Annotated in this window: 17 protein-coding genes, 1 tRNA gene and 1 pseudogene; 10 read left to right on the top strand and 9 right to left on the bottom strand. The window is 69.9% G+C overall.

Going from position 1 to position 12387, the window contains the following annotated elements; all coding sequences use genetic code 11:
* Nucleotides 1-28: 28 nt before the first annotated feature.
* Nucleotides 29-599, bottom strand: a pseudogene (locus QLQ12_RS46955) (transposase); the annotation flags it as partial.
* Here QLQ12_RS46955 and QLQ12_RS46950 point away from each other — a divergent pair.
* Nucleotides 594-836: a hypothetical protein gene (locus QLQ12_RS46950; RefSeq protein WP_328518350.1), complete on the top strand. Its 243-nt coding sequence runs from the start codon at nt 594-596 to the stop codon at nt 834-836. The pseudogene QLQ12_RS46955 and the gene QLQ12_RS46950 overlap by 6 nt on opposite strands.
* Nucleotides 837-933: 97 nt before the next feature.
* On the opposite strand, the gene QLQ12_RS44685 is transcribed toward QLQ12_RS46950, so the two are convergent.
* Nucleotides 934-1461 (bottom strand): hypothetical protein, encoded by a 528-nt coding sequence (locus tag QLQ12_RS44685; protein ID WP_282767167.1) that lies wholly within the window; start codon nt 1459-1461, stop codon nt 934-936.
* 244 nt (nt 1462-1705) lie between these two features.
* Here QLQ12_RS44685 and QLQ12_RS44680 point away from each other — a divergent pair, with 244 nt between their 5' ends.
* The 3 genes from QLQ12_RS44680 to QLQ12_RS44670 are packed head-to-tail and all read left to right on the top strand — an operon-like array spanning nt 1706 to nt 3250.
* The gene (locus QLQ12_RS44680; protein WP_282767166.1) at nt 1706-1912 is read left to right on the top strand and encodes a recombinase family protein; all 207 of its coding nucleotides are present in this window, start codon (nt 1706-1708) and stop codon (nt 1910-1912) included.
* Nucleotides 1875-2192 (top strand): hypothetical protein, encoded by a 318-nt coding sequence (locus QLQ12_RS44675; protein ID WP_282767165.1) that lies wholly within the window; start codon nt 1875-1877, stop codon nt 2190-2192. Before QLQ12_RS44680 ends, QLQ12_RS44675 begins: the two co-directional genes overlap by 38 nt.
* Nucleotides 2189-3250 (top strand): recombinase family protein, encoded by a 1062-nt coding sequence (locus QLQ12_RS44670; RefSeq protein WP_282767164.1) that lies wholly within the window; start codon nt 2189-2191, stop codon nt 3248-3250. Before QLQ12_RS44675 ends, QLQ12_RS44670 begins: the two co-directional genes overlap by 4 nt.
* Here QLQ12_RS44670 and QLQ12_RS44665 read toward each other — a convergent pair.
* Nucleotides 3215-3298, bottom strand: a tRNA-Leu gene (locus QLQ12_RS44665). The two genes, QLQ12_RS44670 and QLQ12_RS44665, sit on opposite strands and share 36 nt — an antisense overlap.
* A 61-nt stretch (nt 3299-3359) precedes the next feature.
* Nucleotides 3360-4016, bottom strand: a complete 657-nt coding sequence (locus QLQ12_RS44660) for a TetR/AcrR family transcriptional regulator (RefSeq protein ID WP_282767163.1) — start codon at nt 4014-4016, stop codon at nt 3360-3362.
* Between the two features lie 94 nt (nt 4017-4110).
* Between QLQ12_RS44660 and QLQ12_RS44655 the strand changes: the two genes are divergently transcribed.
* Nucleotides 4111-5097, top strand: coding sequence for an NAD(P)-dependent alcohol dehydrogenase (locus QLQ12_RS44655; protein ID WP_282767162.1), 987 nt, complete (start codon nt 4111-4113; stop codon nt 5095-5097).
* 182 nt (nt 5098-5279) lie between these two features.
* Nucleotides 5280-5954 carry a maleylpyruvate isomerase family mycothiol-dependent enzyme gene (locus QLQ12_RS44650; RefSeq protein WP_282767161.1) on the top strand — a complete coding sequence of 225 codons (675 nt, stop codon included), beginning with the start codon at nt 5280-5282 and terminating at the stop codon, nt 5952-5954.
* A gap of 107 nt (nt 5955-6061) precedes the next feature.
* On the opposite strand, the gene QLQ12_RS44645 is transcribed toward QLQ12_RS44650, so the two are convergent.
* Nucleotides 6062-6400, bottom strand: coding sequence for a hypothetical protein (locus QLQ12_RS44645; RefSeq protein ID WP_282767160.1), 339 nt, complete (start codon nt 6398-6400; stop codon nt 6062-6064).
* 205 nt (nt 6401-6605) lie between these two features.
* Here QLQ12_RS44645 and QLQ12_RS44640 point away from each other — a divergent pair, with 205 nt between their 5' ends.
* Nucleotides 6606-7283 carry a histidine phosphatase family protein gene (locus QLQ12_RS44640; protein ID WP_282767159.1) on the top strand — a complete coding sequence of 226 codons (678 nt, stop codon included), beginning with the start codon at nt 6606-6608 and terminating at the stop codon, nt 7281-7283.
* A 193-nt stretch (nt 7284-7476) separates the two neighbouring features.
* Here the strand turns inward: QLQ12_RS44640 and QLQ12_RS44635 are convergent, their stop codons facing one another.
* Nucleotides 7477-8250 (bottom strand): P-loop NTPase, encoded by a 774-nt coding sequence (locus QLQ12_RS44635; protein WP_282767158.1) that lies wholly within the window; start codon nt 8248-8250, stop codon nt 7477-7479.
* Nucleotides 8251-8316: 66 nt separating this feature from the next.
* A complete protein-coding gene (locus QLQ12_RS44630) occupies nt 8317-8922 on the bottom strand; it encodes a TetR/AcrR family transcriptional regulator (RefSeq protein WP_282767157.1) in 606 nt (201 codons plus the stop codon).
* A gap of 60 nt (nt 8923-8982) precedes the next feature.
* On the opposite strand from QLQ12_RS44630, the gene QLQ12_RS44625 reads away from it, so the two are divergent.
* Nucleotides 8983-9390 carry a RidA family protein gene (locus tag QLQ12_RS44625; RefSeq protein WP_282767156.1) on the top strand — a complete coding sequence of 136 codons (408 nt, stop codon included), beginning with the start codon at nt 8983-8985 and terminating at the stop codon, nt 9388-9390.
* Between the two features lie 53 nt (nt 9391-9443).
* On the opposite strand, the gene QLQ12_RS44620 is transcribed toward QLQ12_RS44625, so the two are convergent.
* Nucleotides 9444-9998 (bottom strand): dihydrofolate reductase family protein, encoded by a 555-nt coding sequence (locus QLQ12_RS44620; RefSeq protein WP_282767155.1) that lies wholly within the window; start codon nt 9996-9998, stop codon nt 9444-9446.
* 82 nt (nt 9999-10080) lie between these two features.
* Between QLQ12_RS44620 and QLQ12_RS44615 the strand changes: the two genes are divergently transcribed.
* Complete coding sequence (locus QLQ12_RS44615) at nt 10081-10467, top strand: VOC family protein (RefSeq protein WP_282767154.1); 387 nt, start codon at nt 10081-10083, stop codon at nt 10465-10467.
* A gap of 289 nt (nt 10468-10756) precedes the next feature.
* A complete protein-coding gene (locus tag QLQ12_RS44610; RefSeq protein ID WP_282767153.1) occupies nt 10757-11395 on the top strand; it encodes a DUF4241 domain-containing protein in 639 nt (212 codons plus the stop codon).
* Between the two features lie 204 nt (nt 11396-11599).
* Here the strand turns inward: QLQ12_RS44610 and QLQ12_RS44605 are convergent, their stop codons facing one another.
* Nucleotides 11600-12181 (bottom strand): hypothetical protein, encoded by a 582-nt coding sequence (locus QLQ12_RS44605; RefSeq protein ID WP_282767152.1) that lies wholly within the window; start codon nt 12179-12181, stop codon nt 11600-11602.
* Nucleotides 12182-12387 lie beyond the last annotated feature (206 nt).

Raw genomic sequence — 12387 nt, 5'->3', positions numbered from 1 at the left:
GAAGGGTGTCGAGGTGCACCGGCCGGCCTTACGGGTTTCGCCAGGTCGCCGTGCTGGTGCCGGTCAACCGGCGAACCATGTTCGCCATCGATGCCTACAACGTGCGCGACACCGACGAGGCCGGCTTGCTCTCGTACTCGCGCACCAGCCGGCGGTGCAACATCAAGGTGCCGTAGACCTGCTCTACGATCCACCGCTTCTTGACCGGCACAAAGCCGGGCTTGGCGTCGGAGCGCTTGACGACCTGGACGTCGATGCCGACCACGGCGCCGTGCACACCGACGTCCTGCTTGAAGCCCGCGTCGACCCAGGCTGCGGTCACCGTCGGGGTGTGTTGCGCGACCTGGTCCAGTAGTTTGATCCCGATCGCGTTGTCGGTCACGCTCGCGGCGGTGACCACGACCGCGATTGATCAGGCCGAGGGCGTCCACGGCCAGGCCCCGCTTGCGGCCCGGCACCTTCTTACCTGCGTCTTTGCCCGTAGTGGCGGCCGGAACGTGGTTCGCCGCCCGGATCGACTGGGTGTCGAGCGCGACCGCCGACGGATCCTCGACCCGGCCGGCCTTCTGGCGGGCCTGGCAGCGCAGCAGATCATGCCCCTGTCTCGTACGGCCATCGACCACCAGCCGAAGCTCATCGAGCCGCCGCGACCGCAAGCCGACGACCCGGAACAGACGCTGTTGATGGCACTCGACCAAGCACCCGCCGACGGGCTGACCGTCCCGGAACTCATCGACCATACGGGTATGCGCCGTACCTGGGTCTACGACCGGCTCCAAGCCCATGCCACCGCCGGCCGAGCCCGGCAGGTCGCTCGCGGGCGCTGGCGAGCCTGACCCGATCGTCCGCGCGGACGTCCGTCCGCTCGCGCGCGTCTGCGCAGATCAGCGCGCGGACGTACAAGCGGACGGACGTCGGCGAACACCCGGTGGGTCAGAGATTGAGGTGGTGGCGGCGGTAGCTGCTGTCGGGAGGACCGAAAGCGAGGCCATTCTCATCCAGCGCGTTGAAGATCGTGAGCCAAGTCGAGGCGAGGTCCAGGCCGATCGCGACGCTGCCGTTGGCCATGTCGTCATCCGCGCCGGCCCATTCGAGCAGCGCCACACGATTCAGCGTGAGACCGGCCAGTTCGGCGAGCTGCGGTGTGGGCTCGGGGCGCCAGGCGAGATTGAAGGGGTCCTCATCGGAGGGATCCTCGATCGCGCGGGTGGGGTCGACGGTGTTCCACGTGATGCAGAGATCGTCGAATTTCTGATGGTCGATGCCGACCCGCTCATCACCGAAGTCCAGCAGGACCGGGGCGTCTTCGAACCACTTGTCGGCGTCGAGGTCCCAGACCAACCAGACGTGTTGAAGGGTGCGACCGGCCAGGGCCGTCAGACGCCGGCCGTGCGCGGCGGTGATGCTGTCCCGGCCGTTGAGCCAGTCCGGTTCGTAGTCCTGAATGCCGAAACGCGCCATGATCCGATTCTGTCGACCAGTCGCCGGAGCGCGCACATGAATTCTCGCAACCCGAGCGGAAGGAGGCCCAATTGCCCACCGCACCAGAGCCGTCCGATGAGAGGAGAAATCGCAGCATACGAACGTGCAAGACGCTGAGAATCGAAAATATGCAGCTCAAGACGTCCCTAGACGTCCCACTGTCGGATGCGGCCGCAGATGTGCTGTGGCGCATCATCGACCGCGCCCGTAAGACTCACCAGCCATGAGGTTTGCCTTCTACGGACGAGTGTCGACCGAGGACCAGCAGGACCCGCAGGCATCCAAGGCATGGCAGCTCTCCCGCGCCCGCAGCCTGATCGAACCGGCCGGCGGTGAGGTCGTTGCCGAGTTCTTCGACATCGGGCTGTCGCGCTCACTGCCATGGAAACGCCGTGCCGGAGGTCGGCGGAGCCATCGATCCCGGCTCTGACGCCCACGACCTGGTCATGGCGCTTTACGGCGGCATGAGCAAAGGCGAACGCAACCGCATCAAGATTCGGGTCCGCTCGGCGATGAAGGCACAGACCGAGTTGGAGGGCCGCTACCTCGGTGGACGTCCGCCCTACGGCTACTGCCTGGCCGACGCCGGACCGCACCCTAACCCCGGCAAGGCAGCCGAGGGCAAGCGACTTCACCGGCTCGAACCTGATCCGGTCACCGCCCAGTCGTTCGGCGCATCTTCGAGGAGTACGCCGCCGGGCGCGGCATGACCACCATCGCCCGTGGCCTGACCCAGGACGGCATCCTGTGCCCGTCCGCCTATGACCGCGAACGGAACTCCCACCGCAAGACGCAGGTGTGGGAACTGTCGGCGGTCCGCGCGATCCTCCGTAACCCGCGCTACACCGGCCGGCAGGTCTGGAACAAGCAGCGCACCGACGAGGTCCTGATCGACGTCGAAGACATCGCGCTCGGCCACGAGAACAAGCAACGCTGGAACGACCCGAGCGAGTGGGTCTGGTTGCAGCGGGAGGCCCACAAGCCGCTCATCACTGCCGACCTCTACGAGCGGGCACAGAGCGCTATCAAGACGCGCGGTACCAACGGCGAGGTGGGCCGCGCGCCACGACGCAGCGTCCGCCCCTACCTCTTCCGAGGACTCATCGAGTGCTGGCTCTGCGGACGCAACATGGTCGGCAACCCCAACCACGGGCGCCTCTACTACCGGTGCAAGGCATCCCGCGACTTCGTCCGCCAGCACGAGATCGCCCACCCGCCCGTGCTCTATCTCCGCGAAGACACCATCACCGAACCCGTTGATCGTTTCCTGCGTGAGGAACTGACCGGCGACACCCTCACCGCGACCCTGCGCGGTCTTACGGACGCCCACTACCGCGCCGAACTCGCCCGACACCAGGGCGCCGACCAGACCCGTCACTTGCGGCAGACGATCGAGGACTGCGACACCAAGATCAAGCGCTACCGGGCCGCACTCGACGCCGGAGGTGACCCTGTGCTCATCGCGTCCTGGATCAGCGAGATCTCAAGCGAACGAGACAATGCGACCGCCGCATTGCGCCTGAGCGCGGCGCCACCGCAACGGCTCAACGAGGGGCAGATCACTGCGATAGTCGACGGCCTCGGCAGCCTGTTGGCCGTCCTGCGCGCCGCCGATCCCCGTGACAAGGCGGAGCTTTACAGCCGCATCGGCCTGCGGATGACCTATCGACCCGGCCTAGAAACACTGAAGGCCGAGGTCGTCTCTGACGACTTCGGCCGTGTGCTTAATGTGTGTCCGAGGGGGGACTTGAACCCCCACGCCCGTTAAGGGCACTAGCACCTCAAGCTAGCGCGTCTGCCATTCCGCCACCCGGACTTGCCCGCATAAGCTAACAAACCCTCGGCGGCAGGCATCCCGGTGGGGGTGCCGCGTCTGGCTATCCGGCCTGTTCGGCGTCGCGGAGGCGTTCCAGGCCGTCGAGGATCAGGTTCAGGCCGAAGGTGATGTCAGGGTCGCCTGGGTGGTGGCCCAGGGTGACCTGCCGGGTCAGTTCCGCCATGTGGGGATACTCGCCGCCGGCGAGCAGGTGCTGGTGGGTGGCGGCGGTTTCCGCGTAGTCGGCCGGTGCGACGGGGAACGCGAGGCGGCGCAGGGTGTAGCCGTACACGAAGCTGTCCATGGTGTTCCACGCGTAGTCGGCGAGTTTCCAGGAGAAGCCGGCGCCGCGTAGCACGCCCAGGGTGAAGTCGATGTAGCGCAGCATGGCCGGACCGGTGTTGGTGCGTGACATGAGCAGGGGCGGCGCCCACGGGTGGCGGGTCAGCACCCGGTAGGCGGCCTCGCCTCGGCGGCGCATGGTGACTTTCCAGTCCTCCTCGGCGCCGGGCAGGTCGATCTCGGCGACCACCAGGTCGACGATGCCGTCGAGAACGGCGTCTTTGTTGGCGACGTGCCGGTACAGCGACATGGCCTCGACGCCGAGCTCGCGGCCGAGGTGGCGCATGGTGAGTGAGTCGGTGCCGCCCGAGTCTGCCAGCGCCAGGGCGGCTTGGAGCACCCGCCGGGTGCTGAGCGGTGGTCGCGAGGTTGGCATCTTTCCGGTTCTCCCAAGGGTTGCGGAACGCGTCGACCATACCGCATCCTTGCTTACGTCGTAAGCTTACAAAGTAAGCAGGAGGGCCGAGGGCATGAAGGCACTGGTACAGCTCGCATACGGATCACCCGGTGGACTCGCCCTCCAGCAGGTCGCCCAGCCGGTGGCACGGTCCGGCGACCTGGTCGTCCAGGTCTGTGCGGCGAGCCTCAACGCCGCTGACCGCCTGCTCCTGCGCGGCGAGCCCTATGCCATCCGGGCGATGGCCGGCGGTCTGCGGCGGCCACGCTCCGGATTCGTCGTCGGGCGGGCGCTGTCCGGGCGGGTGGTGGCGGTCGGTGACGACGTCGAGGGCTTCGCCGTCGGTGATGACGTGCTGGCCGAGACCGGGGCAGCGATCGGCGAGTTCGCGCGGGTGCCCGCCCGCCTAGCGGCGCTGAAACCTGTGGGCCTGAGTTTCATCGAGGCGGCGGCGTTGCCTCTCGCGGGCACGACCGCGCTCCAGGGTCTTCGTGCGGCGGCCGCCATCAGGCGAGGGGCGCGGGTGCTCGTCACCGGAGCCTCCGGCGGGGTCGGAACCTTCGCTGTGCAACTGGCCGTCGCGAGGGGCGCCGGGGTCACCGCGGTCTGCGCCGGCCGGGCCGCCGAGATGATGCGGTCGCTCGGCGCCACACAAATCATCGACTACGAGCAGGGTCGGGGTGACGACGTCGGCGAGCTGGGGGAGCGGTTCGAGGCGATTCTCGACCTGGCCGGCAACTATCCGCTCGCCGCCCTGCGGCGGGCCCTCGCTCCCGGTGGCACGCTGGTGCTGTCGGTCGGGACCGGCGGGCGGTGGTTCGGCCCCATGCGGCGGATCCTCAAAGGTGCGACCACCGGTGGCGGGCAGGTGCGCACACTCACGGCGCACCCGAGTCCCGAGGATCTCAGTGAGCTCGCGGGAATGGTGGCCACCGGGCAGATCCGGCCGGTGATCGATCGGGTCTATCCGCTGGAGGACGCCGCGGCGGCCGTCGATCGCATCGACCGCGGGCCCGTCGCCGGCAAGATCGTCGTCGCGGTCACCGCATCCCCAGACTGATCAGCCACTTCACACAGTCAGGGCCCGTGGGAGTGGGGGGCGGCTCACCTGGCGTGTCTCGCGTTCTGCTGGCATCCGTGACGGGCGACCGCAGAGGTGACGCCTGCCGGGATCGGGATCGGGTGCGGTGGCGTCAGAGGCAAATACTCGCTCGCCGCGGGCACGGCGGTTACGGTCTCCGGGTGACTGTTGACCATCTCGCGCTGCTGCACGACGAGCTGACCGCCTTTCAGACCTGCCTCAAGGGCGACCTCTCCGCGCCGGTGAAACACTGTGGCGACTGGACCCTGCGGGATCTCGCGGAGCACCTCGGGCAGGGCAACCTGTGGGCGGCGACGGCGATCCTGGAAGGCCACGGCAACTATCAACCGGTGCCGCCGCCGGAGGACTTCGCCGCCTGGTTCGCGGGCACCGCACGTGTCCTCACCGCCTCCCTCGACCGCGACCCGGCGACCGAGGCGTGGACGTTCGCGCCGCCGCACACGGTCGGATTCTGGCAACGCCGCCGTTGCCTGGAGACGGTCGTGCACCGTTGGGACGCCGAGAACGCGCTCGGTCGAGCCGTCGACCTCGACGCCGCCCTGTGCGGCGACGGCGTCGCGGAGGTGATCGAAGTGTTCGTGCCCCGCATGGTGAAGCGAGGCCTGGCCGAGCCGCCCCGGGCCGCGGTCCGGTTCACCGCCACCGACCTGCCCGGCTCCTGGACCCTCGGGCCCGGCGACCCGGTCGCGACTCTCACCGGCACGGCACAGGAGTTGATGTTGGCACTGTGGAACCGGGGTCCCCTGCCGTGGGACGGCGCGACCGGCGATCTGACCACCGCACGCGAGGCGCTCGCCGGCCCCCTGGTGCCGTGACCTGGCAAGCCGTGCGACGCAGGCCTCCCAGCCCGGCGTGCGACCGGCGTCGACTCGAACCCTGCCAAGCCTCTCGACGCCGCGTCAGTCGACCACGGCGCCAGCGCCTACATCGGCAGCATGTTGTCGAGGCGGGTGCTCGCCGCTCGCCCCTGTGCCGACAGTGTGCCCAGTTCGGGAGCGGGGTCGGCGCCGGGGTTCCGCTGCGTCCTGCCGAGCAGGGCGGAGAGTCGCGGCCAGCGTCGGCGCGCGCCCCGAGGTGTCATTCCCGTCGCCCGGGCGATGTCCGGGTACTCCGCGCCGTACTCGACGGCCCGGCTCGCGGCGGTCTCCGTCAACTGGGCGATCTCGGCCTGGAGGGAGTTCAGCGCGGACAGCGTCGCCAGCCATGCCTTGCGCCGTTGTTCGTGGGTCAGGCCGGGCTCCCACGGGGACGCGACATCCATCCTCTGCTCGCCTGCGGGCTGTTGGCGAGCCACTTTCCAGGCAAGCTCCTGAACAGCGGCCGCGAGTGGTTCCTTCTCGGACATCCGAACACCCCGTATCGACGGTATTGATGGTCAACTCCGTCCTCTATGGAAACGCTCGTTGTCAATGGCAGCAAGCGCTGCTCCGGTGATGCGCTCGAAATGTCCCTCGGGCTCGCCGCTGATGAGATGCTCAACCGAGGTCGGATTCGGCGCGCACGAGTTCCCGGGACATCTGCCGCGGTGGGAGCATCGGCTGGCCGGGCCGGATGCCGCGGAGGTCGCCGTCGAACACGTCACCGCGGCCGTGGGGAAGCCCTATGCGCTGCTCCTCGTCAGGCACGCCATGCCCGCCTTGAACCCCGAGGTCGCGCCCGAGCGCTGGGAACTGGACACCGCAGGACGGCGCGGCGCTGAATCGCTCACGCACGTCCTCCCGCCGGACGCCGTGCTCGTGTCCAGCCAGGAGCCGAAGGCGCGCCAAACGCTGGAGCCGACCGGGCCGGTGGCCACCGACCATCGCTTCAACGAGGTCGCGCGCAACGAACCCCACGATGGCGACTTCCGTAGGCGTAGACGCGCCTACCTCGCCGGCGCCGACCACCCGAAGTGGGAGCCACGCGAGCAGGTCGTCGCACGCTTCCACGCCGGGATCAAGCACTGGCGCCCGCCCGCGGCGGCTCGGCCACTGGTCGTCGCGACCCACGGTATGGCCATGACACTGTGGCTGGCCGCCGCTGTCGACCTCGCCGATCCCATCAGTTTTTGGGACGACCTTCGGCTTCCCGACGTATTCGCCGTCGACCCGGCGGGCCGAACAGTGGAACGCGTCGACTCGGGGCTGCTCTATCAGCTCCGTTGAACGAGGACCGGCCCCCGGGCACATCGGGGGAGCGGTTCAGCCGGGTCACCGTCCACGCGAGCCGCTGAGCGGCGCGGGCGGACACTACCGCCGAGGCGGGCGGATCTCGCTGGAGTGTGGTTGCCGGCCCTGTCCACTCAGCTGGGCGGTGTACTCCCTCGCGTTGCGAGGGAGATCAGGGCTCACGAGCCGGCTACGCCGTGATGTGCGCCGCCACCACGTCGAGGACGGGGGCGAGATCGGCGGTCTCGATCACCGCGTCGGGCCGGAACGGAAGCCGCGCGAGCCGTTCGACGCCGCTGGCCCAGATGGTGCGCTCGTAGGGTGCCGCCGCGTGCAGCTCGGACCTCTCGCCGCAGCAGGGGCATGCGAAGTACGCCATGTTCTCGACCCCGCCCAGCACCGGCGTCCGCACCTCGCGGAGTGTGCTGAGAGCCCGGCCGGTGTCCAGATGGGAGACCTCGGCCGGGGTCACCACCAGGATCGTGCCCACCCGCCCGGCGCCGGAGAGCACACCCTGCTGGGTGAAGCTGATGCCGGGCGGCAGATCCACGACGAGGACCTCGATGTCGCCCCACTTCGTTTCCTTGATCAACCGGCTGAGCATGAGGTCGCCCAGGTCCGTACCGAGCGCGAGCCCTTGATTGCCGGCCATGAGGAAGCCCACGGACGCGACCTTGAGGCCGTCCACCTCCATCGCTTCGAGCCCGGGGCCCCCGGGGCTGCCGCCCGGCCACTGCGCGAGGGTGATCGACCGGGCCGGCACGTCGCGGCGCAGACCGAGCATGCGGGGCACGTCGGGGCCGGAGATGTCGGCGTCGACCAGTCCCACCCTGCGGCCCGCCCGGACCAGTTCGCGTCCGATGGCGACCGCGACACTCGACTTTCCCACGCCGCCCTTGCCGCCGGCCACGGCGATGATTGGCAGTGGGGCCGGCCATTGGCGGGAGAACCCGGGTAGCTCCATGCGCCCAACCCTACTGATGCGCGGGCCGCCGCAGGGACCGGCGAGCCGCGCCACGAGAGAGGCCGATCAGACCTGCCAGCCGTCCTCCACCGAGTCCCGGCACCGGCCGGGCTCGTCGCCGCAGCTGATGAACAGGGCGGTCAGGATCGTCACGCCGTGGCCGAGCGCCGGCCTCGGCAGGGGACCGGTCGCCACCAGCGACACCAGCCCGTGCCCGACCGTCCACGTCTGCGTCGCCAGTGACACGGCGTCGACCTCGGCGCGGAACCGGCCGGCGTCCTTCGCCCGGTCGATGGCGCGCACCAGGCTGTGCAGCGTCTCGTCGGCGGCCGCGGGATCCTCCAGTTCGAAGCCGGCGTCGAACATGACCCGGTACAGGTCCGGGTTGGCGAGGGCGTTCGACAGGTAGGCCGCACCCAGCGCGGCGAGGTCCCGCACCGGGTCCGCCGAGAGGGGAACCCCGTCCAGCAGGGTGGCCAGGCGGCTGAATCCTTCCTGGCGCATGGCGCGCCACAGCCCGTCCATTCCGCCGAAGTACGTGTACACCGCCATCGTCGACACGCCGGTGCCCGCGACGAGGGAGCGCAGCGTGACCGGATCGCGGGCTCGCAACATCTGCGCGGCTCGTTCGATCAGCAGGGTGCGGACGGCGGGATCCTTGGTTCTGACCACCCCACCACAATACATAGCAATGCTATGTTATGAAGGAGCCCACCAACGACAGGAGAAGACATGGCTGTGCAGCTGATCAACCCGGACGGCCTGCCGAAACCCGATGTCTACCGGCAACTGTCCGTCGCCACCGGATCGAAGCTGGTGTTCCTCGCCGGTCAGGTGGCCCGCGACGCCGACGGCAACCGTGTCGGCGAGGGCGACCTGGCCGCCCAGGTCGAGCAGGCCTACCTCAACATCGCCACCGCCCTCGCGGCGGTCGGCGGATCCTTCGACGACGTGGCGAAACTGACCGTCTACGTCGTCGACTGGTCCCCGGAGAAGATGCCGCTGCTGGGAGAGGGCGTCGGCCGGGCGGCCGCGAAGCTCGGCGTGGACCCGGTCAAACCGATCACCCTCCTCGGCGTCGCCGCGCTCGCCGAGCCCGACCTGCTGGTGGAGATCGAGGCCACTGCCGTCCTGGACTGACCATCGCCGCCGCCCGGCGGGCATCCGCGCACGCCGCCGCCCGCGGGTGCCGGTCAGCCGACCGCGTAACGCAGCCGCACCACGCCGCCCGGCCACGTCTCGCTGTCCGCGAGCCGCAGCGACAACGGAGCCGCGCCCGCAGCCAGCAGCGGCGTCCCCGACCCCAGCGCCGCCGGCGCGACGAAAAGCTCGAGGTCGTCGACCTCACCGGCCGCGAGCAGCGCCCGCATCACACTGACACTTCCCCAAACCATCGTCCGGGTACGGGCTTCGCGCCCCGCCCGTACGTGATCGACAGCGTCGGGAACCACCCGCGGGGCGGGGTGCCGTCCCCACGCCGCGGAGGTCAGCGTCGTCGAGCAGACGGTCTTGGTCACCGTGTTGACCTGCCGGGCCATCGGTTCGTCCTCCGCGGTGGGCCAGTACGCCGCGAACGCCTCATACGTCCGCCGCCCGAGCAGCACCTCGTCGACCTCCGCGAGCAGTGCGGTGTTGTGCGCCTCCGAGGCGGTGAAGTCCGCGACGGCGGCGAACACGTCGGCCTCTCCGTTCGGCCCCGCGAGGAAACCGTCCACGGAGATCCACTGCTGCACGATCACGCCGGCCATCGCCAACCTCCCGTCAGGTCACGGCCGACGGTAGCCGTTCCCGGGTGCGCGGGCATCCGGAGCGGCCTGCGATCATCCACCGGTGACCGCCTACATCTCACACATCACTGTCGACTGCACCGACGCGTTCGCCCTGTCCGGCTGGTGGCAGACGGTCCTCGACTACGTCCAGGACCCTGACGACCCCAACGAGCCGGGCCACGAGGAGTGCCTGATCTCCTCCCGGGACGGCCACCACCGTCTGCTGTTCATCGAGGTCTCCGACGCCAAGCAGGTGAAGAACCGCGTTCACTTCGACCTGCGCCCCGCCGAGGGCACCCGCGACGCCGAACTCGCCCGCCTCGTGGAACTGGGCGCCACCCCGGTCTCGGACCTGCGCAAACCGGACGGCACCGGCTGGGTGGTCCTCACCGACCCCGAGGGCAACGAGTTCTGCATCCTCCGCAGCGAATCCGAACTCGGCAGCTAGCCGTCACGCGAACCCGGTCGACGGGGCGTACGTCGTCCGGGTTCGCCGCAACCCCGCCGATGCCGGCGAGACCCGGGTGGCCTGTTCGGGGCGGGCGGGCTGCCCGCCGCGAGGGACGCGCCCGTGAACGGCAGCGACCGGGAGTCCGGGCATGGGACGCTCGGCGGCAGGTGACCTCATCCCGGGCGGCCCGCCTGACCAGTTCGCTGACCTGCGGACCCTCGATCCGCGGCGGCCACGGCGGCCGTCGTGACACCATGATCACCTGTTGTCGAGAGCTGGAGGATTCGTGCCGTATTCGCCTGATCTCAACGCGATCATGACTCGCGGCGCCCGGTTCGAACGGGACGACATCGAGTACGTCATCGAGCAGTTCCCGGTCGGCGCCGTCACCGCCCCGACCGGTGAGATCACCGCCTGCGACCCACTGACCTCGGCGCACGGGGCGGAACCCTTCACCGCCACGATCAAGCCCGGCACCTATCCGCTGACAGCCTGGGTCGCCGTGATCCACCAGGACGGGAACGGGCCGCAACCGCGCACCGCGGCCCTGCACCTCGCCGTCACCGACCAGCCCACCGTCCGCTGGGAGCTGGCCCTCAACCAGGGCCAGGACCCGGGCGTGCTCGACTCCGACGGCTACTTCGGTTACCCCGTCGACGCCGGCGTCGGAACCCTCGCCGACCTGACCGCGGTCGCCGCCATGGCCGGCTGGGACTACGACCAGCTCGAAGACGTCTACATCCCGGCGCGGGCCGCCCCCGGCCCGGCCCCGATCGACGCGATCACCGACGAGGCCACCGGCGCCAACGTCATCGTCGTCAGCTCCGGCTGGGGCGACGGCGTCTACCCGACCTTCGTCGGCTACGCCGCCGACGGCTCGATCACCGGCTTCGTCACCGACTTCCTCGTCATCCCCGACCTCTGAACCCCCTTTCCGGTACGGGGCCGTCCGCCCCGCCGAACACACCCCGTCCCGTCAGCTACCAACGCGACGCCCCACCGGCCCCGGCCGCAGCGCGGCCATCGGGCTGAGGCGCCTGGTCACCGGCCTCCCACGCCAGCCCCGGCGACGGCCACCGCGGCGAGGGCCGGCGGACGGGCCGCCCCTCGCCGGAGGGCGAACCACCCGTCAGTGTCCGCTCGGCAGCCGCGCCAGGGCGGCCCGCTGGTCGAAGGTGAAGTACAGCCCGTCGTGCCCGGCGACGCTCATCCGCCCGGCCAGCACGGTCAGGTCCAGTGCCCACTCCCGCGCGTCCAGCTCACGGCATCGCATCCCCGCCCGCCGAAGATCAGCCTCGGCCTGCTCACGGCTCCACCCGTTGAGCTGCCGCAGCCGGTCGACGACGAACTCGATCCGGCCCTTGATCCCGGCCAGCCCGGAGTGCTGCACCTCGTGGCAGCCCGCGCACAACGCGACGAGCCTCTGCAGACGCTGCACCGGCACACCGTTACGGGTCTCGAACCGCCACTTCTCGTGACAGTCCGGCAGGATCACCCGGCCGCCACGAACCGAGACGCCGCGACAGATCTCGCAGCGCCGGCCCGCCGCGTCGCACACCGGCCGCCGCAGATCGTCCCACCGCTGCGCGCTGACGAGCGCCCGGATGTTCGACCCGTGGGTGCGCGGTGGCAGCATGTCGGCCCGGATCCGAACCCCGCCGGCGGCGTCGGCGTCAGGAAGAGGGTCGACGTCCATCAGGGAACCGCGCATGCCGCCAACCTACGGGCCGGGTACGACATTGAGCTTCGGCCGCGGGTTCGACGCGCCTGTCCACGTTCCACCGGGGCCCGTGGGGTTACATCGCGCGACATGCCGGCCGTAGCCGAACAGGCCCTGTTCGGCATCGATTCGCTCGACGAACTCCCCAAGCTGGACGCGGAACACCACGCGGCGTAACCGCGCTCACCGGGAACATC

This window comes from Actinoplanes sandaracinus, from assembly GCF_030009775.1.
Classification (GTDB): Bacteria; Actinomycetota; Actinomycetes; order Mycobacteriales; family Micromonosporaceae; genus Actinoplanes; species Actinoplanes sandaracinus.
Note: the sequence above shows the minus strand (reverse complement) of the source record. Positions and strands in the feature narration are given on the sequence as shown.

Bases quoted from the DNA above. Each gene is read 5' to 3' on its own strand.
- QLQ12_RS44640 (WP_282767159.1), top strand. From the start codon at position 6,606: ATGAGATGCTCAACCGAGGTCGGATTCGGCGCGCACGAGTTCCCGGGA.
- QLQ12_RS44625 (WP_282767156.1), top strand. From the start codon at position 8,983: ATGGCTGTGCAGCTGATCAACCCGGACGGCCTGCCGAAACCCGATGTC.
- QLQ12_RS44605 (WP_282767152.1), bottom strand. From the start codon at position 12,181: ATGCGCGGTTCCCTGATGGACGTCGACCCTCTTCCTGACGCCGACGCC.
- QLQ12_RS44660 (WP_282767163.1), bottom strand. From the start codon at position 4,016: ATGCCAACCTCGCGACCACCGCTCAGCACCCGGCGGGTGCTCCAAGCC.
- QLQ12_RS44620 (WP_282767155.1), bottom strand. From the start codon at position 9,998: ATGGCCGGCGTGATCGTGCAGCAGTGGATCTCCGTGGACGGTTTCCTC.
- QLQ12_RS44680 (WP_282767166.1), top strand. From the start codon at position 1,706: ATGAGGTTTGCCTTCTACGGACGAGTGTCGACCGAGGACCAGCAGGAC.
- QLQ12_RS44655 (WP_282767162.1), top strand. From the start codon at position 4,111: ATGAAGGCACTGGTACAGCTCGCATACGGATCACCCGGTGGACTCGCC.
- QLQ12_RS46950 (WP_328518350.1), top strand. From the start codon at position 594: ATGCCCCTGTCTCGTACGGCCATCGACCACCAGCCGAAGCTCATCGAG.
- QLQ12_RS44635 (WP_282767158.1), bottom strand. From the start codon at position 8,250: ATGGAGCTACCCGGGTTCTCCCGCCAATGGCCGGCCCCACTGCCAATC.
- QLQ12_RS44685 (WP_282767167.1), bottom strand. From the start codon at position 1,461: ATGGCGCGTTTCGGCATTCAGGACTACGAACCGGACTGGCTCAACGGC.
- QLQ12_RS44645 (WP_282767160.1), bottom strand. From the start codon at position 6,400: ATGGATGTCGCGTCCCCGTGGGAGCCCGGCCTGACCCACGAACAACGG.
- QLQ12_RS44670 (WP_282767164.1), top strand. From the start codon at position 2,189: ATGACCACCATCGCCCGTGGCCTGACCCAGGACGGCATCCTGTGCCCG.